This window comes from Pseudoflavonifractor sp. 60 (genome assembly GCF_009911645.1).
Lineage (GTDB): Bacteria > Bacillota > Clostridia > Oscillospirales > Oscillospiraceae > Lawsonibacter.
Map to the genome: position 1 here is coordinate 25,477 of NZ_QWKI01000112.1, position 20,535 is coordinate 46,011.

The 20,535-nt window shown below is 57.7% G+C and carries 19 protein-coding genes; 13 read left to right on the top strand and 6 right to left on the bottom strand.

Features of this window, described 5'->3' with window-relative positions:
- Window positions 1–17: 17 nt before the first annotated feature.
- The 3 genes from D1646_RS12450 to D1646_RS12460 form a co-directional block, all read right to left on the bottom strand.
- Window positions 18–935 (bottom strand): diguanylate cyclase, encoded by a 918-nt coding sequence (locus D1646_RS12450; protein WP_160636767.1) that lies wholly within the window; start codon window positions 933–935, stop codon window positions 18–20.
- Between the two features lie 35 nt (window positions 936–970).
- On the bottom strand, window positions 971–1,321 hold the full coding sequence (locus D1646_RS22720; RefSeq protein ID WP_201754659.1) for a hypothetical protein: 351 nt from the start codon (window positions 1,319–1,321) through the stop codon (window positions 971–973).
- 180 nt (window positions 1,322–1,501) lie between these two features.
- Window positions 1,502–2,125, bottom strand: a complete 624-nt coding sequence (locus tag D1646_RS12460; protein WP_160636768.1) for a TetR/AcrR family transcriptional regulator — start codon at window positions 2,123–2,125, stop codon at window positions 1,502–1,504.
- A gap of 242 nt (window positions 2,126–2,367) precedes the next feature.
- Here D1646_RS12460 and feoB point away from each other — a divergent pair, with 242 nt between their 5' ends.
- The 3 genes from feoB to D1646_RS12475 all read left to right on the top strand — a co-directional run bounded on the left by feoB (window position 2,368) and on the right by D1646_RS12475 (window position 6,101).
- Window positions 2,368–4,767, top strand: a complete 2,400-nt coding sequence (gene feoB, locus D1646_RS12465) for a ferrous iron transport protein B (RefSeq protein ID WP_160636769.1) — start codon at window positions 2,368–2,370, stop codon at window positions 4,765–4,767.
- Between the two features lie 135 nt (window positions 4,768–4,902).
- Window positions 4,903–5,304, top strand: a complete 402-nt coding sequence (locus D1646_RS12470) for an SdpI family protein (protein WP_160636770.1) — start codon at window positions 4,903–4,905, stop codon at window positions 5,302–5,304.
- Window positions 5,305–5,309: 5 nt separating this feature from the next.
- Window positions 5,310–6,101, top strand: a complete 792-nt coding sequence (locus D1646_RS12475; RefSeq protein ID WP_160636771.1) for an HAD family hydrolase — start codon at window positions 5,310–5,312, stop codon at window positions 6,099–6,101.
- 128 nt (window positions 6,102–6,229) lie between these two features.
- Here the strand turns inward: D1646_RS12475 and D1646_RS12480 are convergent, their stop codons facing one another.
- Window positions 6,230–6,403 (bottom strand): hypothetical protein, encoded by a 174-nt coding sequence (locus D1646_RS12480; protein WP_160636772.1) that lies wholly within the window; start codon window positions 6,401–6,403, stop codon window positions 6,230–6,232.
- A 120-nt stretch (window positions 6,404–6,523) separates the two neighbouring features.
- Between D1646_RS12480 and D1646_RS12485 the strand changes: the two genes are divergently transcribed.
- Window positions 6,524–6,940 carry a hypothetical protein gene (locus D1646_RS12485; protein ID WP_160636773.1) on the top strand — a complete coding sequence of 139 codons (417 nt, stop codon included), beginning with the start codon at window positions 6,524–6,526 and terminating at the stop codon, window positions 6,938–6,940.
- Window positions 6,941–7,020: 80 nt separating this feature from the next.
- Here D1646_RS12485 and D1646_RS12490 read toward each other — a convergent pair whose 3' ends face one another.
- Window positions 7,021–7,218, bottom strand: coding sequence for a helix-turn-helix transcriptional regulator (locus tag D1646_RS12490; protein WP_160636774.1), 198 nt, complete (start codon window positions 7,216–7,218; stop codon window positions 7,021–7,023).
- Between the two features lie 435 nt (window positions 7,219–7,653).
- Here D1646_RS12490 and D1646_RS12495 point away from each other — a divergent pair, with 435 nt between their 5' ends.
- From D1646_RS12495 to D1646_RS12520, 6 genes are all read left to right on the top strand, one after another.
- Window positions 7,654–8,952, top strand: coding sequence for an ABC transporter substrate-binding protein (locus D1646_RS12495; protein ID WP_160636775.1), 1,299 nt, complete (start codon window positions 7,654–7,656; stop codon window positions 8,950–8,952).
- 184 nt (window positions 8,953–9,136) lie between these two features.
- A complete protein-coding gene (locus D1646_RS12500; protein ID WP_160636789.1) occupies window positions 9,137–10,009 on the top strand; it encodes a sugar ABC transporter permease in 873 nt (290 codons plus the stop codon).
- The gene (locus D1646_RS12505; protein ID WP_160636776.1) at window positions 10,009–10,866 is read left to right on the top strand and encodes a carbohydrate ABC transporter permease; all 858 of its coding nucleotides are present in this window, start codon (window positions 10,009–10,011) and stop codon (window positions 10,864–10,866) included. The genes D1646_RS12500 and D1646_RS12505 overlap by 1 nt, the downstream gene beginning before the upstream one ends.
- 82 nt (window positions 10,867–10,948) lie before the next feature.
- A complete protein-coding gene (locus tag D1646_RS12510) occupies window positions 10,949–11,956 on the top strand; it encodes a LacI family DNA-binding transcriptional regulator (protein ID WP_160636777.1) in 1,008 nt (335 codons plus the stop codon).
- Window positions 11,957–12,041: 85 nt separating this feature from the next.
- Complete coding sequence (gene malQ, locus D1646_RS12515) at window positions 12,042–13,538, top strand: 4-alpha-glucanotransferase (protein WP_160636778.1); 1,497 nt, start codon at window positions 12,042–12,044, stop codon at window positions 13,536–13,538.
- 78 nt (window positions 13,539–13,616) lie between these two features.
- Window positions 13,617–15,896 (top strand): glycogen/starch/alpha-glucan phosphorylase, encoded by a 2,280-nt coding sequence (locus tag D1646_RS12520; RefSeq protein ID WP_160636779.1) that lies wholly within the window; start codon window positions 13,617–13,619, stop codon window positions 15,894–15,896.
- A gap of 150 nt (window positions 15,897–16,046) precedes the next feature.
- On the opposite strand, the gene D1646_RS12525 is transcribed toward D1646_RS12520, so the two are convergent.
- Window positions 16,047–17,393 carry an HTH domain-containing protein gene (locus tag D1646_RS12525; protein WP_160636780.1) on the bottom strand — a complete coding sequence of 449 codons (1,347 nt, stop codon included), beginning with the start codon at window positions 17,391–17,393 and terminating at the stop codon, window positions 16,047–16,049.
- 179 nt (window positions 17,394–17,572) lie between these two features.
- Here D1646_RS12525 and D1646_RS12530 point away from each other — a divergent pair, with 179 nt between their 5' ends.
- From D1646_RS12530 to D1646_RS12540, 3 genes are all read left to right on the top strand, one after another.
- Window positions 17,573–18,748: a M20/M25/M40 family metallo-hydrolase gene (locus D1646_RS12530; protein ID WP_160636781.1), complete on the top strand. Its 1,176-nt coding sequence runs from the start codon at window positions 17,573–17,575 to the stop codon at window positions 18,746–18,748.
- Window positions 18,745–20,148: an AbgT family transporter gene (locus D1646_RS12535; RefSeq protein ID WP_160636782.1), complete on the top strand. Its 1,404-nt coding sequence runs from the start codon at window positions 18,745–18,747 to the stop codon at window positions 20,146–20,148. Before D1646_RS12530 ends, D1646_RS12535 begins: the two co-directional genes overlap by 4 nt.
- Before the next feature lie 121 nt (window positions 20,149–20,269).
- Window positions 20,270–20,535: aromatic amino acid lyase (locus D1646_RS12540; RefSeq protein WP_160636783.1), on the top strand; the 266-nt coding region annotated here is incomplete at its 3' end.

Below are 20,535 nucleotides of genomic sequence, written 5' to 3' on the forward strand. Positions count from 1 at the left end.
CGTTCTCCCGATTTTGTTTATTTTTCAAATATTTGCTTTAACTGTTCGCCGGCCCAAACAACTCTGTTGCGCCCATGCTTTTTGGCGTCATACAGCATGGTATCCGCTATTTTTAAGTAGACGTCATAGGCGTTCCCCGACTCGGGAATTACGGTCACGCCTCCTATGCTGACCGTGACCCACTGGGAGACGGCGGGACTGTGGGGAATGTGTAAATCTTCTATGGCCTGCCGGATTTTTTGCAGATACTCAAAGATTATGTTCGAGGGAGCACCCATAGAGAGCGCCACAAATTCCTCTCCTCCATAGCGAGCCACAAAGTCTGTGCCGCGCTTCAAATAGGAGGATATTGTTTTTGCTACGGCGGCAATCACCTTGTCCCCGGCCGGGTGTCCAAATGTGTCGTTATACACCTTGAAATGGTCAATATCAAACATACAGATGGAGAAGGGTACTTGCAGGCGGGCCGCCTCGTGCCATTTTGTCAGACTGTAACGGTCATATCTGCGGCGGTTGGCAACCCCGGTCAGCTGATCGGTCATAGATTGTTCTTCAATCTGCCTGCGGTATCGGTACAGCTTGACGTGGGTATTCACTCTCGCTTTGACGATGAGGGGAATATATGGCTTTGTAATATAATCCACGGCCCCTAAAATCAGTCCGCGCTGCTCACTCACCGCATCCGCGAGGCCGGTAATCAAAATGACCGGGACGTTTTGGGTTATAACTTCCTCCTGCAGCTTTTTCAGCAGCGTAAACCCATCCATTTCCGGCATCACTACGTCCAGCAGAATGAGGGAAAAATCTTCATTATGTGCTCTGCGCAGGCCGTCTTCCGCCGTCTGTGCAATGGCAACATCATATTCGTCCTCTATGATTGCCTTGAGCTGTGTCGCTTGCAGGAGACTATCATCGACAATCAATATTTTTTCCATAACTGCACTCCTCACTATGTTTACTCAAATTATCCTTATAACAACTTAATTTTTATTATGTTGTATCGACTTGGAAATGGAATTTCTAATTTCATTGCAAGAAGGTAAAAAGGTATAATAATAGGCGCAAAAAGCAGGCGAGATAAAGCTGAAAAGCATCCCGTCGGTCCTTTCGTGTTTAAATTGGGGAGAGGGGTTGTAAAAAAGCCGGACTTCCTGTACAATGCAGGTATGTATGGTAATTTTTGGGGCCGAAACAACAACATAATGAAAATATGGACATATTTCTTCACCGTGCTCTGGCCCCGTTCCTGCTCCTGGAAATATGCCCCATATTGGGCAATATGGCCGGCGGTAATTGTAAACGCTGTTTCCTGACTGAACATGGCAGTGGCCTCCTTTTTATTCGATGCTGATAGTTTCCCGAATAGAAAGAAGGTTATCCCAACCCAGGGACGCGCCCCTTTGAAGGCCCTGAACTTGTTTCCCAGAGCGGTTTTGCTGGGACGCAAGTAAATGTTCATTATCGCGGCTTTAAAAATGAACCGCCTCTCAGCGGAGCATTTTTATAGCTTCCTCGACTTTTTGGGCTGATTGGGCTTTAAATAGCCGCTCAGTCCGGTGGTCAACAGCTGAAACACGGTATCCTCGGTTTCCTGATTATTTGGCAATACTCCCTCTACCACATATTTTGCATACATAACAGTCGATGTGAGGACATGGAGCCATAACAAGTCCTGATTGATTCTGTCTAGGCTTGGAAATACCTTTTTGAACGCATGAACCATTCCAATGAATGCGTTGAAATAGGCAACATCCCGGCTTTTGTCATACTGCGGAAAAAATGCGCTGTCCCGGAAACGGTGATAGAAAACAGTTTCATCCGGGTGGGACGTCCAAAATCGAAAGTAGGGCAGCCACAGTCCCTTTACCGCTTTCATGGGATCGGTGAGCATGACCAGAGGATTAAACTTCAAGTGTTCAAAAATCGCGGCTGCCTGTCTGTCCACATAAGTAAAACACTCTGCCAGCAGCTGCTCCTTGCCATCAAAATGGCGGTAAATTGCCCCCGACGAAATCCCTGCCAGTTCGCTGACATTCTGGATGCGCACCCCTTCCAGGCCATACTGCCGCACAGCTTTTATTGCTGCAAGAATGATTCGCGTTTTGGTGTCATCCAGAGTAATCACTTCCCCCTGCAATAACCACTTCTTCTGTCACCTGGTTACAGAGCGATTATATACTAATCTATTCTTTTTGACAAGAGCTTTTGGCCGCACTTTTTTTGCTGTGAACAGGCGGAGAAGCCCTTGCCCCGGCGGAGGGAATTTTTCCGCGTCCTAGTGGACAAATCTCTTGAAAACGTCCGCCCAATGGGATACAATATTTGTAAAGTAAGAGGAAGCTAACTTTTACTGTGGGAGGGATACATATGGACAAACGGACCCTGGAGGATCTGGCTCCCGGGCAGCGGGGGACTATTTTGTCTGTGGGCAACAAATCGGGGACGGTAAAGCGCCGCCTGGTGGACATGGGCCTCACGCCGGGCACTGAGGTGAAGGTGACCAAAATCGCCCCTCTGGGGGACCCCATTGAGGTGACCCTGCGGGGCTATGAGCTGTCCCTGCGCAAGGAGGACGCCGCCCAGATCGTCATGGGCCAGCCCCGGCCCCGGAGCACCGGCGCGGCCCGGGCGGCCATGACCCGCCGCGCCGTCGACCCGGAGACCGCCCGCCGCCAGCTGAAGGACCACGAGCACGAGCTGGAGGAGCACGCCCGGCGCTACGACCCCGCCGCCCACGACGCCCGCACCATCCGGGTCGCGCTGGCGGGCAATCCCAACTGCGGCAAGACCACACTGTTTAACGCCCTCACCGGCTCTAACCAGTACGTGGGCAACTGGCCTGGGGTCACGGTGGAGAAAAAGGAGGGTTCCGCCCACATCGGGGACCGGACGGTGACCGTGGTGGACCTGCCCGGCATCTACTCTCTGTCCCCCTACTCCATGGAGGAGATTGTGGCCCGGGATTTCATCATCGGCGAGGCCCCCGACTGTGTGATCGACATTGTGGACGCCACCAACCTGGAGCGCAACCTCTACCTCACCGCCCAGCTGCTGGAGCTGGAGCGGCCCACTGTGGTGGCGCTGAATTTTATGGACGAGGTGGAGAAGCGGGGGGACCAGATCGACGTACGCCGCCTGTCCAGGGAGCTGGGAGTCCCGGTGGTGCCCATCACCGCCCGCACCGGTCAGGGGCTGGAAGAGCTGATGCACACCGCCCACCGGAAGATGCACCTGGGGGTCACGGTGGAGCCCGACGACCTTTACGACGACTATACCCACGACGTCCACCACCGCATGGGCGAGCTGCTCCACGACTACGCCTACGCCGCCGGCCTCCCCGCCCACTGGGCCGCCATCAAGCTGCTGGAGGGGGACGCCATTGTGGAGAAGGCCCTGGAGCTTCCGCCGGAGGTAAAGAAAAAGCTGGACGTGCTGGTGGCGGAGTATGAAAATTCCAGCGACCTGGGCGACCGGGAGACCCTCATTGCCGACAGCCGCTATCAGTTCATCCAGCGGGTCGTGGCCGCATCGGTGGTCAAGGGGGGCGTCCCCGGGGAGCTGTCCCTCAGCGAGAGGATCGACAAGGTGGTCACCCATCGGGTCTTTGCCATTCCCCTGTTTTTGTGTACCATGCTGGTGATGTTTGTGGTCACCTTCGGCCCCTTCGGCTCCTGGCTGTCCGACGGGGTGGGGGCCGGCATGGACGCCCTGTCCCAGTGGCTGGCCACCGCACTGGAGGGCGCAGGGGTCTCCCATGTGATAATCTCCCTGGTGTGCGACGGCATCATCGCCGGGGTGGGCGGGGTCCTCACCTTCCTGCCCCAGATCGCCCTGCTGTTTTTCTTCCTGTCCCTGCTGGAGGATTCGGGCTACATGTCCCGGGCCGCCTTTATCATGGACCGGCTGCTGCGCCGCTTCGGCCTGTCCGGCAAGGCGTTTATCCCTATGCTGATGGGCTTTGGCTGCTCCGTCCCCGCCATCATGGGGGCCAGAACCATGGAGAATGAGAAAGACCGGCGGATGACCATTCTGCTGGTGCCCTTTATGTCCTGCTCCGCCAAGCTGCCGGTCTACGGCCTGATCTCCGCCGCCTTCTTTGGACCCTGGGCGGGGCTGGTGGTGTTTGGGCTGTACATGACCGGCATGGTAGTGGGCATCCTGTCCGGGCTGTTCTTCAAAAAGACTCTCTTCGCCGGAGAACCCGCCCCCTTCGTGCTGGAGCTGCCCCCCTACCGCCTGCCCTCCCTGGGCAATATGCTGACCCACGTGTGGCAGAAGGTGAAGGGCTTCCTGGTAAAAGCCGGCACTTTGATTCTGCTGATGTCCATGGTACTGTGGCTGCTCCAGTTCTTCGACTTCTCCCTGCATATGGTGGAGGACGCCTCCCAGAGTATGCTGGGGACCCTGGGCGGTGCGATTGCCCCCATCTTCGCCCCCTGCGGCTTCGGACAGTGGCAGGCTGCCGTGGCGCTGCTCACTGGCCTGGTGGCCAAGGAGATGGTGGTGTCCTCCCTGTCCATGTTCTACGGCTTTTCCCTCACCGCCGCCAGCGGAGAGGTGGCCGCCGCCATGACCGGCTTTAGCCCTCTGTCCGCCTTCTCCATGCTGGTGTTCATCCTGCTGTATGTCCCCTGTGTGGCCGCCGTGTCGACCCTCTTCAAGGAGATGCAGAGCCGCAGATGGGCCTGGTTCTCCATCGCCTGGCAGATGGGCTGCGCCTATCTGGTATCACTTTTGGTATATCAAATCGGGGGACTGTTCTTCTGAGTTGTTCTTCCTTTCTTTGAAAAGAAAGCGAAAGAAACTTTTTCCTCGCTCTGGCAGATTTGCGGTAATCCCGGCCCCGCCGCCCGGTGACGAAAGAGTGATGTTAGGATTTTGGGCTGACAGGAGGTATGTCCAATGGCGGTAAAAATTGCGTTTTGGCTTTTCGTACTGGCCTTTGACCTGATGCTCCCCCTTCTTATGCTGGGCCTGGGAAAAGAATTTCAAAAAAATCCGCCCACCGAGATCAACCCCGGCTACGGCTACCGCACCACCCGGTCTATGAGGAGCCAGGCGGCCTGGGACTTTTCACAGCGCCGCGTGGGGGAGGTCTGGCACAAATGGGGCCGGGTACTGCTCCTCCCCTCTCTGTTTCCCATGCTTTTTGTGGTGGGCTGGGATGTGGAGATTGTTGGATATTTGGGTTTGTTCCTGTGCGGGGTACAGTTGGCGGTTATGCTGGGCTCCATTTTTGTTGTAGAGCGAGAATTGAAGAGACACTTTGACCAAAACGGAATAAGGAAGACAGAAACGGACTGATTTTTATGGTAAAACTGATTTCTCTGGACCTGGACGGCACTCTGCTGGACCCCAGGGGGCAGATCACCGAGGCCTCCAGGGCGGCCATTGCTCAGGCGCGGGCAGCGGGGGTCCGGGTCGTCATCAACACGGGCCGGGACTGCCACGAGGCAGCCGGGTTCGCCCGGGAGGCCGGCTGTGACCTGCTGACCTCCTCTGTAGGGGGCGCGCTGGTGTCGGACGGAGAGAAGACACTGCGCCGCTGGGACATCCCCGAGCCCTCTGGCCGCCGGGCGGTGGAAATCGCCCTGGGCTGGGACATCGGACTGCTGATTTTCGCCGGGGAACAGGTGCTGGTCAGCTCCGAATACAAGGAGTTTATGGAGAAAAACTATCCCTTCCCCGCCTTTCACGCCCACGCCGTGGTCACCGACGACCCTCTGGGCTATCTGGAGGAGCGCCGTCTCCCTGTCACCAAGCTCCACGGGGAGCTGGACCCCAGCCGCTGGCCCCTGGAGCAGCTGTCCGCCCTGCCCGGAGTGTTCCTCACCACCTCCAGCAGTCACGACTTCGAGCTGGTGGCCCAGGGGGCAGACAAGGGGCGGGCGCTGGCCGTCATCGCGGGGGAGTACGGCCTCTCGCTGGCGGAGTGCGCCGCCGTGGGGGACAGCGACAACGACCTGGGAGTACTGCGGGTGGTGGGGACCCCCATCGCTATGGGCAACGCATCCCCGGCAGCGCTGGCCGCGTCGGTCCGTGTCGCCCCCTCCAACGGGGAAGAGGGAGCGGCCTGGGCGGTTTTGAGCTGTTTGAAATAACCCAAAGAGACGCCTGACGGCGTCTCTTTTTGTCATGTGTGTTGAGTGGACAGGCCATCCTTCCGCCGGAAACGGGTTAGCCATAACCCCAAATATAATATCAGACTCCCCCGCTGACAAGGCGTAACTTATTCGTCCTCCTCCTGGAGGCAGGACTCAATCATACTAATAACTACATTGTTGAAACTGGTTTGATTTTCAACAGCGATTTGCTGGATTTTATCCACCAGGGATTTGGAGATATATAGAGTTTTGTAAATGCTTTCTTTTTTCCATTTTGTTTTCTTGATTTCAAAAGACATAACATCCCCCTCCTTAGTATACCAGTTTAATACATTTTAAAACTTATTAAAAACACAGAAAATTAAATTGCTTTTTTCTGGTGTATATGTTAAGATATGAAGCAGGGAGGGGGAGTTTTAATGGACCGCAGAAAGGACTGGAAAGACTTCCGTATGCTGATGAGCGAGTACTCCAAGCAGTCCGATTTCTGGGATTGGAGGGATTGGCCAGGCTTGCAGGATTGGGTCGACAGCAAGGTCTGCAAGTATCCAGAGGATCACTTTCTTTGGAGAAAATTTCTGGCACAAATATACACAATCAAGGATGATTCCCTTGATTTGCAATATAAGCCCCTACCTGATGACGATACGTGCGATGAGTTTCTTCACCGCCTTGCGATACAGGGAGACCAAGGCTGTATTTTTTATTGCTTTATGGAAATGCTGCTGGAGCACTGTCTTCAAAGTGATGACAACAAGGGCCTGAATTTGATGTTTGCCTTTATGACAGAATATATTGCCACCTTGGAAGAAGAGCTTACATACTGTGAACAATAAACAGGTATGTCGCAGAACAAGATTTGCATCCCACCACTGATTGTGAGCAAAAAACGCCCTTATGCCCTGGGGTAGGGCTTTCAGACGTTGGTCAGACCCAGCAGATAGCCGATGCTTGTTTTATGAATTATTGCTAGCGCAGTTAAAATGTCAGGTGGAATTGTATGTCGGCCCAATTCGTAGTTGCTGTAGATCTGCTGTGAACAATTTAATTTAGCCGCAATCTCAGTTTGACTCATGTCAGAATCTTCTCTCATATCTCTAATTCGCTGATACATCTTTGTCACCTCAGCCCCAGTATATTTACCGCAATTTGTTGTACTTATTTTTACAACAAATCGTGGTTAACTAGAGCTGAGGTGATAAAAATGATTCAAGGTCCTAAGAAAAGTGTTGCAGTTCTGATGAATCTGGAGCTGTACGAACAGGTGAAGTAGCAGGCCAGTAAAACAAAATATCACCTTTGCGAAACCCATGCAATACGCTCCAGTGAAAAAACGAAATCGTCTCCCGTTTCCTTGGTGATATTCGCCAAAGCGGGAGCGATTTTTTTTGGCACTCCTCCAAAATTAAGCAGAAGCCCCAATTTACTCTTGCATCTTTCGCGGGTTGCTGGTATTATATGGGCAGATGAGCTGGAAACGTTACCGGTAACGTCACCAGTAACGTTTCCAGGCGGGTCAAGTAATCTTAATTTATAGGAGGATGTTGAAATGAGCAAGACCAAAAAGATTCTTGCCCTGGCCCTCAGCGCGGCCATGGCACTGTCCCTGCTGGCTGGCTGCGGAGGCGGTGGCGGAAAGGGCGGCGACTCCAGCACCGGTTCGGTCTACTGGCTGAACTTCAAGCCCGAGTCTGACGAGGCGCTGCAGGAGGTAGCCAAGATGTACACCGACAAGACCGGCGTACCGGTGAAAGTGGTCACCGCCGCCTCCGGTACCTACCAGCAGACCCTGAACTCCGAGATGGATAAGTCCAATCCCCCCACCCTGTTCATCATCGGCAACCAGGAGGCGGTGAAGCAGTGGAAGGACTACGCCCTGGACCTGACCGGCAGCGACATCGCCGGCCAGCTGACCACCGACGAGTACACACTTTATGACGACGCGGGCCGTCTGGTGTCCATCAGCTACTGCTACGAGTCCTACGGCATCATCGTCAACCCCGACCTGGTGGAGCAGGCGGGCCACAAGGTGGAGGACATCAAGAACTTTGATACCCTGAAGGCGGTGGCGGAGGACATCCACGCCCGGTCCGCCGAGCTGGGCTTTGACGCCTTTACCTCCTCCGACATGGACGACTCCTCCTCCTGGCGCTTCACCGGCCATATGGCCAACCTGGAGTACTACTATGAACAGGAGGGCAATGTCTGGACCGAGTGCCCGCCCAGCATCACCGGCAAGTATCTGGACAACTTCAAGAACCTGTACGACCTGTGCATCAACAACAGCACTGTGGACCCCAAGGAGCTGTCCGTGGGCGGCCATGACGCCGGCCAGGAGTTCAAGGACGGCAAGGCCGCCTTCTATGTGAACGGCTCCTGGGAGTATACCAACGTGTCTCAGGCGGTGCCCAACGCCACCATGATCCCCTACTACTGCGGCGTGGCCGGCGAGGAGAAGGCCGGTCTGAACGTTGGCACCGAGAACTACTGGGCCATCAACGCCAAGGCCTCTGAGGCCGACCAGAAGGCCACCATGGACTTTATGATGTGGTGCGTCACCGACCCCGAGGCCAGCCGCAAGCTGGTGGACACCTTCGGCGTTATGCCCTACAAGCAGGCCGCCGAGTCCACCAACGCTTTCCTGGCTGCCGCTGAGGCCTACTCCGCCGCCGGCTGCTACAGCATGAACGCCGCCACCAACTTCCAGCCCAACGTGAACGACTACCGTGCCGCCATGGTCTCCGCCCTGAACCAGTACAACGCCGACCAGTCCGACGCCAACTGGGAGCTGTTCCGCACCGCCTTTGTGGACGGCTGGGCCATTCAGTACAATATTGCCAACAGCTGATTAAACTTGAGGCTTTGACGTCTGTGCCGGTGCGGGCCTGCCGCCCGCACCGGCACTCCGCCTGTGGGGGCAGATATCATCCGCCGGCCTGTTGATAGCCCGGGGCGGCGCGTCATATCCGCCCCCACAAAATGTAAAGGGAGTTGATATCTTGAAAACGAAGAAAATCACCAACAGCAACTCCATTCAGCGCGCTACCCGGCTTTGGAGTCCGCTGTTCCTGGGCCCTGTGGTCATCGCGTTTACCATTGGTTTTGTCTGGCCCTTTATCTGGGGCATTTGGCTGTCTCTGTGCCAGTTCCAGACCGTCTCCGACGCCCGCTTTGTAGGCTTTGGCAACTACATCCGGGCATTTCAGGACACCACCTTTACCCACGCCTTCTGGTACACCGCCCTGTTCGCCGTTGTCTCTCTGGTGCTGATTAACGTGCTGGCCTTCACCGTGGCCTACATCCTGACCCAGAGCATCAAGGGCAGCAACCTGTTCCGCACCGTGTTCTTCATGCCCAACCTCATCGGCGGCATTGTGCTGGGCTACATCTGGTCCATGATCTTTGACGGCATTCTCAGCCGGTTCAGCACCTCCATCCTGATGGAGAGCAAGTACGGCTTCTGGGGCCTGATTATCCTGATGTGCTGGCAGCAGATCGGCTATATGATGATTATCTACATCGCCGGACTGCAAAACGTCCCTGGAGAGATGCTGGAGGCCGCCCGCATTGACGGTGCAACCCGGTGGGAGACTCTGTTCAAGATCACCATCCCCAATGTGATGCCCTCCATTACCATCTGCATGTTCCTCTCCCTGACCAACGGCTTTAAGCTCTTCGACCAGAACCTGGCCCTCACCGGCGGCCAGCCCTTCATCATCCAGCCCGACGGCAGCACCATCAAGACCACCGAGATGCTGGCCCTGAACATCTTCAACACCTTCAACGGCACCGGCTCCACGTCCCAGGGCACCGCTCAGGCCAAGGCCGTGATCTTCTTCGTCCTGGTGGCCGGTCTGGGTCTGGCCCAACTGGCCTACACCCGTAAAAAGGAGGTACAGCAGTAATGAACAACAAGAATCTCTCCGCCGAGCAGCGCAGGAAAAACACCCTGTCTGTCATTCTGGGCATTATCTGCGTCATCTACGTGATCCCCGTCCTGATGGTGGTAGTCAACTCCTTCAAGCTGAACACCTTCGTCAAAACCGACACCTTCGCCCTGCCCAGCGGCGAGATGTGGGCCGGCTTTGCCAACTTTGTCAAGGGCATGACCTTCGGCAACTACCCCTTCATCAAGTCGGTGTGCTACAGTGTGGTGATAACCCTGCTGTCCACCTTCCTGATCCTGCTGTGTACCTCCATGGCCGCCTGGTACATCGCCCGGGTCAACTCCGCCTTCTGCAAGATTTTGTACTTCCTGTGCGTGTTCTCCATGGTCATCCCTTTCCAGATGGTCATGTACACCCTGTCCAAAACCGCCGACCGGCTCCATCTGAACACCCCCTGGACCATCCCCATTGTCTACCTGGGCTTCGGCGCTGGACTGGCTATCTTCATGTTTGTGGGCTTTGTCAAGTCCATCCCTCTGGAAATTGAGGAGGCCGCCGCCATCGACGGCTGCGGGCCCCTGCGCACCTACTTCTCGGTGGTCATGCCCATGCTCAAGCCGACCCTGATCTCGGTGGGCATCCTGGAGATCATGTGGGTGTGGAACGACTTCCTTCTGCCCTACCTGGTGCTGGATATCAACGAGTACCGCACCATCCCCATCCACATCCAGTACCTGAAGGGCAGCTACGGCACCGTGGACCTGGGCGCCACCATGGCCCTGATCCTGCTGTCCATCATTCCGGTCATTGTCTTCTACCTCACCTGCCAGAAGCACATCATCGCCGGTGTGGCCGCAGGCGCGGTGAAGGGCTGATTGGATTTCCGGGAATTACTCCGCTTGCCTTTCCCACCGGGATGTGGTAAAATAGCTCCACGACACAGAGAGGGGATATTAAGTGACCATTAAGGATATCGCCAAGCTGTCCGGGTGCGGAGTGGCCACCGTGTCCCGCGTGCTCAACGACCACCCCGACGTCAGCGCAGAGACCCGGCGCAAAGTGATGGCGGTGGTAGAGGAGCAGGGCTTCCAGCCCAACAACAACGCCAAGCATCTCAAGCAGCAGGCCAGCTCCAGCATCGCCGTGATCGTCAAGGGCACCATGAATATGCTCTTCGCCGACCTGGTGGAGCGGGTGCAGTCCCTTCTGCGGGCCGAGGGCCAGGACGCCGCCGTCTACTATCTGGACGAGGACGCCAACGAGGTGGCCTTTGCCTGCCAGCTGTGCCGGGAGCGCCGGCCCATGGGCATCCTGTTTCTGGGGGGCGACCGGGAGCTGTTTCAGGCGGCCTTCCAGAGCATTACCGTCCCCTGCGTACTGCTGACCAACACGGCCAGCGACCTGGGCTTCGGGAACCTGTCCTCCATCACCACCGACGACCGGGAGGCCTCCCGCCAGGCGGTGATGTTCCTGGCCAGCCAGGGCCACCGGCACATTGGAATGCTGGGGGGGAACTGGTCCTGCTTTCAAATCGGGCACAGCCGATATCTGGGCTGCCAGCAGGCCTGTGAGGAGCTGGGCCTCCCCTTCGATGGAGAGCGCCAGTGCGAGCCCTGCCGCTACTCCCTGGAGGACGGCTACGCCGCCGCCAAGGTGCTGCTGGAGCGCTGCCCCGAGCTGACCGCCATCTTCGCCGTCAGCGACGTCACCGCTCTGGGCGCTATGCGGGCCCTGCGGGACCTGGGCAAGCGGGTCCCGGAGGATATCTCCGTGATGGGCTACGACGGCATTGCCATTGGACAGTACTCCCTGCCCCGGCTGACCACCGTCCGCCAGGACACCCAGCAGCTGGCCGAGCGGGGGGTGGACGCCCTGCTCCGGGGCATCAACCGCCGCAGTTCCCCCGTCCACGAGCTGCTCCCCTTCCAGCTCATCCAGGGGGAGAGCGTGGCGCGGCTCAGCTGATTACTGGCGGTCCGCCGGCCCGCTCCCGCTATGGCAGGGCCGGGGGACTGCCATCAATTTGAACAAAGAAAGGGGATTCCAAACCGTGAGAAAAGCGGGAATCCTGATGCCGGTCTCCTCTCTCCCCTCCCCCTGCGGGATCGGGACCATGGGGGCCCAGGCGTTTCAATTCGCAGATTTTCTGGCCGCCGGAGGCCAGTCCTGCTGGCAGGTGCTGCCTCTGGGGCCCACCAGCTATGGCGACTCCCCCTATCAGTCCTTCTCCTCCTTTGCCGGCAATCCCTACTTTATCGACCTGGATATTTTGGCCGAGTGGGGTCTGTTAAAGCCGGAGGAATATCAGTCCCTGGACTGGGGGAGCGACCTGGAGCAGGTGGATTATGGGACCCTCTATCAAAACCGCTTTAGCGTTCTTCGTCTGGCGGTATCCCGGCTGTCCCGGGGGGACAAATTCGAGATGAGGGGAACCCTCTGGGGCGCGGACTGGCTGGAGGACTACGCCCTGTTTATGGCTCTGAAGGACAAATTTGGCGGGGCCGCCTGGCTGGAATGGCCAGAGGAGCTTCGCCTGCGCAAGCCCGCCGCCCTGGAACAGGTGAAACAGGAGCTGGCTGCCGAGATCGACTTCTGGAAATGGGTTCAGCACCTCTTTTTCAGCCAGTGGTGGAGCCTGAAGGAGTATGTCAACCAAAAGGGGATCTCCATCATCGGCGACCTGCCCATTTACGTGGCCCTGGACAGCGCCGACGTGTGGGCCAACCAGTCCCAGTTCCAGCTGGACGAGAGCGGCCAGCCCACCGAGGTGGCCGGCTGTCCCCCCGACGGCTTTTCTGCCGATGGCCAGCTGTGGGGCAACCCCCTCTTTGACTGGGAGCGGATGGAGCAGGACGGCTACGCCTGGTGGCTCAAGCGGATCGCCTGGCAGTTCCAGATCTGCGACACCCTGCGCATTGACCACTTCCGGGGCTTTGACTCCTACTACGCCATCCCCTTTGGAGACAAGACCGCCCAGAACGGCCGCTGGCGCCCCGGACCGGGCATCGCTTTTTTTAAGGCGGTGAACAAGGCGCTGGGTAAGAAGGACATTATTGCCGAGGACCTGGGCTTCCTGACCCCTTCGGTGAAAAAGCTGCTGAAGGACTCGGGCTATCCGGGGATGAAGATCCTAGAGTTCGCCTTTGACAGCCGGGACGCGGAGAGCGACTATCTGCCCCACCGCTACCCCGCCCGCTGCGTGGTCTACACCGGGACCCACGACAACGACACCATCCAGGGCTGGATGGCCTCCGCCCCCAAAAAGGACGTGTCCTTTGCCAAGGCCTACCTGCGCCTGTCAACCCGGGAGGGCTACCACTGGGGCATGATGCGCGCCGCCTGGGCCTCCCCCGCCGATCTGGCGGTGATGCAGTTCCAGGACCTGCTGGGGCTGGGTTCCGAGGCTAGGATGAATACCCCCTCCACTCTGGGGAATAATTGGAAGTGGCGGACTCTGCCCGGGACCTTTGACGAGAAGCTGTCAAAGCGGCTGTATCGGGAGATGCGGGTATATCAGCGCCTGCCCAAGAGGGGAAAAATCTCATAAATCGCTGGGACGGCCTCTGCCGCCCCACGTTTTTATATATAAAATCCATGATAAACGAAACCGCAAGGAGTGTATGTTATGCAACTGAACGAACAGCTCTGGCAGCTGACCCAGGAGCGCTTTGGCTGCGCCCCGGACCAGTGCGATGACCACCAGCTCTATGAGGCCCTGCTCCTCCTCACCCGGAACATGGCCCAGAACCGCCCCGCCCCCGAGGGCACACGGAAGCTCTACTATTTCTCCGCCGAATTCCTCATGGGAAAGCTGCTGTCCAACAACCTGCTGGCCCTGGGCATCCATGACCAGGTGAAGCAGCTTCTCGCCGACCTGGGCCGGGACCTGGGGGTCATCGAGTCCATGGAGCCCGAGCCCTCCCTGGGCAACGGCGGCTTGGGCCGTCTGGCCGCCTGCTTCCTGGACTCCATCGCCGCCCTGGGCCTGCCCGGCGACGGCGTGGGTCTGAACTACCACTACGGCCTCTTCCGGCAGAAGTTCGCCCACCGCCTCCAGACCGAGGTCCCCGACCCCTGGATCGAGGCGGACAGCTGGCTGATCCCCACCGGCGTCAGCTTTGACGTCCCCTTCGGGGGCTTCGACCTGAAGGCGGTGCTCTACGACATTGCCATTCCCGGGGCCCACAATCCCTACGCCAACCGGCTCCACCTCTTTGACGTGGCTGAGCCCGCCCCCATGCCCTGGGTTGGCATCGACTTTGACAAGGGGGACATCGCCCACCACCTCACCTCCTTCCTCTACCCCGACGACAGCGATGAGGCGGGCCGGCTGCTGCGGGTATACCAGCAGTACTTTATGGTGTCCGCCGGAGCCCAGCTGATCCTGGCCGAGCTGGAATCCCGGGGCTTCACCCCCGATACCCTGGCCGACCACGTGGCCATCCAGATCAACGACACCCACCCCTCCATGGTCATCCCCGAGCTCATCCGCCTGCTGACCCAGCGGGGCCTCACCTTTGACGACGCCCTGGATCAGGTCCGCCGCGCCTGCGCCTACACCAACCACACCATTCTGGCCGAGGCGCTGGAGAAGTGGCCCTTGTCCTTCATCGAGAAGGTGGCCCCCCAGCTGGTCCCCGTCATCCAGGAGCTGGACCGCCGCATGAAGCAGGCCCACCCCGACCCCCGGGTTGCCATTGTGGACAGCCAGAACCTGGTGCATATGGCCCACATGGATATCCACTGCGGTCACTCGGTCAACGGCGTGGCCGCCCTCCACACCGAAATCCTGAAAAGCTCCGAGCTGAAGCCCTTCTACGACATCTACCCGGAGAAGTTCAACAACAAAACCAACGGCGTCACCTTCCGCCGCTGGCTGGAGGCCTGCGACCCGGAGCTGGCCGCCCTGATTGACCAGTGCATCGGCGACGGCTGGCGCAGGGACGCCAAAAAGCTGGAGGAGCTGCTGGCCTTCCAGGAGGACGAGGCCGTTCTGGACCGTCTGCTGGAGGTGAAGCAGGCCAAGAAGAACCGCCTGTGTTGGATGATGTGGGCGGAGCAGGGGATCGAGCTGGACCCTCAGTCGGTGTTCGATATTCAGGTCAAGCGGCTCCATGAGTACAAGCGGCAGCAGATGAACGCCCTGTATATCATCAGCAAGTACCTGGACATTAAGGCCGGCAGACTGCCCGAGCGGCCTGTGACCATCCTCTTCGGCGCAAAGGCGGCCCCCGCCTACACCATGGCCAAGCGGATCATCCACCTGATCCTATGCCTGCGCAAGCTCATCGACCGGGACCCCCAGGTGCGCCCCTGGCTGCGGGTTGCTATGGTGGAGAACTACAACGTCACCTGGGCGGAGCGGCTGATCCCCGCCTGTGATATCTCTGAGCAGATCTCCCTCGCCTCCAAGGAGGCCAGCGGCACCGGCAACATGAAGTTTATGGCCAACGGCGCCGTCACTCTGGGAACCCTGGACGGGGCCAATGTGGAGATTGCCCAGCTGGTGGGAGAGGAAAATATTTACACCTTCGGCCAGCACAGCGACACGGTGATCGGCCTGTACAAGGGCGGCGAGCCCGACGGCCGGAGCTACCGCCCCCTGGACTACTACCACCGTCCGGCGGTGGAGCGGCTGGTGGACTTTTTGGTCTCCCCCGAGCTGCTGGCCATCGGCAACCCCACGGAACTGTCCATGCTGTGGCAGGATATGAAGAATAAGGACTGGTTTATGGCCCTCCTGGATGTGGAGGACTACATCGCCGCCAAGGACCGCTGCCTCCACGATTACGGCGACCGCCGGGCCTGGGCCAGGAAGATGCTGGTCAACATCGCCAAGTCGGGCTATTTCTCCTCCGACCGCACCATTGAGCAGTACAATCAGGATATTTGGAAGCTGAAATAACCCTTTGTATCCAAAAGCCCGCCCTGACTCAGCTGGACGGAAGCAGTATGCTTGAAAATCCTGTGTTTTCCAGGGACGGCGTGACTTCGGTCACGCCGTCTCTCCTTTCATCCGCTCATCCGGCCCAGGCCGTCATGTGGGAAGAAGGCGCTATAGATGCTCCACCAATAAGCGGTAGATATTTCCCGGCCGGCCGGCAGTTCCGGTAACAGCCTGCCCGGACAGACAGGCAAGACCGTTTTCCTCCAGCGATGCAAGCAGGCGGTTGGCGCTCCGCAGGGAGATGTGAAGGTGCTCTGCCAGATCGGCGGCAGTAAATAAAGACTTTTTGGTCTGCTCCACCAGCAGCGTGAGCTGCTGCAATTTAACTGCCGAAATGCCTGTGCGCGCCACAACCCCACGCATACGCTCCCGCTCCTCTTTCGCCTTGGTATTCTGCGGACGCACAAAATTGACCGGTCCGGTGATGGAATTGATATTGTGTACAATGTAGGTGCAGCTCTCCTCACGCAGTCCGGCCTTTTTTAATGCCAGTCCGGCGTTGGCCTTTGCCTCGCCGGGCGTGTAGCCATACCCAATGCCCAGGCTTACATTGCAGGCGCTGTTGTCCTGGATCAAGTGGAGAAAGGGGAGGCTTTCCAGGCAATTGCTGTAGATCATCAGGTCCTTTCGATTCATCAGAATAATAAAAGACTCATCTGACTGCTGCATCACAGCAGCCCGGGCATCCTTTGCAAAGTAATACAATTCCTCTGCGGCCTTTAGCTTCTCATGGCTCTCCAGATACTCCCGCTGGGCCTGATAAAAAATTTCCTCCTTGGGGGTGATCCGTAGGGCCAACACCGCCAAATTGCCCGTCTCCATTTGGGCGCGCTCCATACACTCCTGCTTCATCCTGCTCACGGTGCGAACGATATTATCTGTCGTCGGTCTGGAATAGGCGGCGGGGATGCCGTCTGCGGCCAGGCGCTCATAGACCTGGATATCGGTTGCAATGCAGCCGGCCACGGCGCCATCCAGAAAGAGCTTCCGGTGTCCCTGATGCAGTGTGTCAAAATAATTGTCCTCCAGCCGCTTGGGGTAGCGCTTTTTGAGGATATGCACATGGTTGTCGGGAATCCCCGCATCCTCAAAAACTTTTCTCACCGTGGAAGGGGAATAATTATCAATGCTGACCCGAGTGATATCCGCCCTCTGCCAGGAGAGAGAAACCAGAGAGTTCAGCAGCGACACACTGTCCTTTTCGATAAAGCCGCAGGGGATATCCGGCTCAAACAATTTTTGATACTGCTTAAATTGCAGCTCCCCGCCAAAAATCACGCCGGAAATGCGGCTTTTCAGCTCCAGCAGTGTCTGCGCCATCTCCTCGTAATAGTCATAGCGGTCATTCTCAAAAATTTCAATCTGGAGCTCTGGAAACCGCTTCGGCACAATGTTTCGGATCAGCTCCATCCGCACATAGGTCCCTATAAAGCCGAGTTTCAGCTTACGTTCCATCGTTCTTTGCCCCATTTCTTAATTTTCGCCAAATTATAGGCGTTTTTTGGCGTCTGAACTCCTGTCTATAATATAGCACAAGATAGAACCGTTTTCTTGAAGAAATTTTATCACACCCGACAAACTTTGAACAGAGGAAAACGGATTCTATTTTGTAAAATTTATGGAGGTGGAGGCACATGACAGACAGCGCTGCAAAAATCGGCCAATATGTCGATCATTGCCAGGAGGACATGATTAGCTTTTGGCGCTACCTGGTAAACTTCCAAGGCTGTGCAAAGGAAACCGCCCGCATGACAACCCTGCTGCAAACGGTAAAAAGCCGCTTGGAGCAGGAGGGGCTGCTTTGCCGGCTGATCCCATCCGGAGAGGGCATCCCCGTCTTTGCCGCGGTAGACGGGCCGGAGCGGACCGGAAAGCCCATCCTGCTCTGCGGGCACCTGGACACGGTGTTCCCCCGGGACGCCTACCCGGAAAATCCCTTTGTCATCCGGGACGGCATCGCCTATGGCCCCGGCACGGCGGATATGAAAGGCGGAGCCGTAATGATGCTGTACATTGTCAAAACCCTGCGGAGCATCGGCTTTGACCGCAACCCCATCAAGCTGCTGCTCTGCGCCGACGAGGAGACCGGCCATGTGGGCTCCCAGACCCCCGAGATCATCCGCCAGGAGGCGGCCGGGTGCCTGTGCGCCTTCAATCTGGAGACAGGGCGGATGGACGACTGCATTGCCGTGGGACGAAAGGGAAACCTGGACTGCCACATCACGGTCCGGGGACAGGGCGGCCATGTGGGCAACGATTTTCTCGCCGGACGCAACGCCATTATTGAGATGGCCCATAAGGCGATTGCCCTCCAGGCCCTCTCCCGCTACGAGGAAGAGGGGATCATTGTCAGTGTAGACGTGATCCAGGGCGGCACCGTATCCAACGCCATCCCGGATTTCTGCAAGATTGAGGTGGACGCCCGGTTTGACCGCGCCTGCGACCTGGAGCGCCTGAAGGGGCAGATTTCGGAGGTCTGCGGGGTCACGTACATAGAGGGCACCCAGACCACGGTGGACTTTGTCAACGACATGCCCGTCTTTGAGAAAACCCAGGCCAATCTGGACCTGCTGGACCAGATCAATCAGGCCGCTGCGGAGTATGAGTGTCCGCCCTTCGGCATCGCCTTCCCAGGCGGAAACTCCGATGTTTCCTACATTTCTCAGGCCGGCATTCCCGCTGTCTGCGCCTGCGGCGTAAAGGGCAGCGGCGCCCACACCATGGAAGAGTGCGCCATTGTGGATACGCTCTTTCAGCGGACAAAAATCATTGCCTGCGTCATTACAAAATTGGAGGAGGGAATGTCATGAGCAACACATTGGAAAAGAAAAGGGGCGCGCCAAATCCCATCGTAATCATTATCTGCATCATCCTGGTCAGCGCACTGGCCAGCTATGTCGTTCCCGCCGGCGTCTTTGACCGGGTGGTGGACCCCAACTCCGGGCGGACTGTGGTGGACCCCTCCAGCTTCCAGTACCCCGAGCAGAATCCCACCGGGTTCTTCGATCTGTTCAAATCCCTCACCCTGGGTCTTCAGTCCGCCAGCGACATCATCGCCTTCCTCTTTATCATCGGCGGCGCCTTCGGCGTGATGGAGGCCACCGGGGCCATCAAATCCGGCATGGGGACCCTGGTTCTGAAAATGCGGGGAAAGGAGCTGCTGCTGGTCCCTGCCTGTATGCTGATTTTCAGCTGCGGCTCCGCCTTTGCCGCCAATGAGGAGGAGTATCTGGCCTTCCTGCCGCTGATCCTGTCCATCTGTCTGGCCATGGGCTTCGACTCCCTCACCGCCCTGGGCATCGTATTCGGATCCACCGGAGCGGGCATCGCCTCCGGATGTACCAACGCCTTTACGGTTGGCGTGGCTCAGGGGATCGCCGGGCTTCCGGTCTTCTCGGGCATCGAGCTGCGCCTGGTCTCTCTGGCCCTGTTCTATGTCATCAATGTGACCTTTGTAACCCTCCACGCCAGAAAGGTAAAGGCGAATCCCCAATCTAGCCCCATGTACGAGCTGGACCGCAGCCGCGCCCAGACCTTTGAGGTCAACGAGGAGGAGCGCATGACCGGTCGGCACAAGCTGGTGCTGCTGATCTTCGTGGCCACCGTCGCCGTGCCGGTGTTCGGCGTCATCCAGTATGGGTTCTATATTGACGAGCTTGCCGCTCTGTTCCTGATTATGGGAATCGCCGCTGGCCTTGTGGGCGGCCTGCGTCCGGGCCAAATTGCGGACAGCTTTGTAAATGGCTGCCACAATATGCTGTTCCCCTGTATTATGGTGGGCTTCTGCAAGGCGACCACCATCATCCTCACCGACGCTCTGATTATGGACACGGTGATCCACTTCCTGGCCGGTCTGCTGAATGGTATCCCCACCGTGCTCACCGCCTGCGGCATGTTCCTGATCCAGGCCATTTTCAACTTCCTGGTCCCCTCCGGCTCCGGACAGGCCTCCATCACCATGCCCATCATGGCTCCCCTGGCCGACCTGGTGGGCATAACCCGTCAGACCGCCGTTCTGGCCTTCCAGTTCGGAGACGCTTCCACCAACTGCATCACCCCCGCAAGCGGTATGACCATGTCCGCCCTGGCCATTGCGGGCGTCCCGCTGAACAAGTGGTGGAAATTTTTTGTTCCCCTGGTGCTGATCTGGTGGGCTGTTTGCTGTGCCTTCCTGGTCTTTGCCACTGTAACCGGCTACGGTCCCTTCTAATGTCCATGCGCCAGCCTGAGCTGGGCCCAGCAAAAAACGCTTTGGAAGAACTGTTTGACATGGAAAGGCCGCGGGCTGTCTCTGCTGGCTAAGGAATAAGCTGCAAGCGAGGTTGATTGTTATGATAATGACTCCAAAAGAAATCAAGCATATTGTGATAGACGGCCACAGCCTGACGTTAGAGAGCTTTGTTGCCGTCTCCCGGTACCACGCCTCTGTGGAGCTGGCCGACAGCGCCCTGGAGGCCATAAAAAAGTCCCGCGCCCTGGCCGAGAAAATTGCCAACGAGGGCCGGGTCGCCTACGGCATTACCACCGGCTTCGGCGACTTCCAGAAGGTGGCCGTCCCCGAGGAGATGAGCAATCAGCTGTCCACCAACCTGATCCT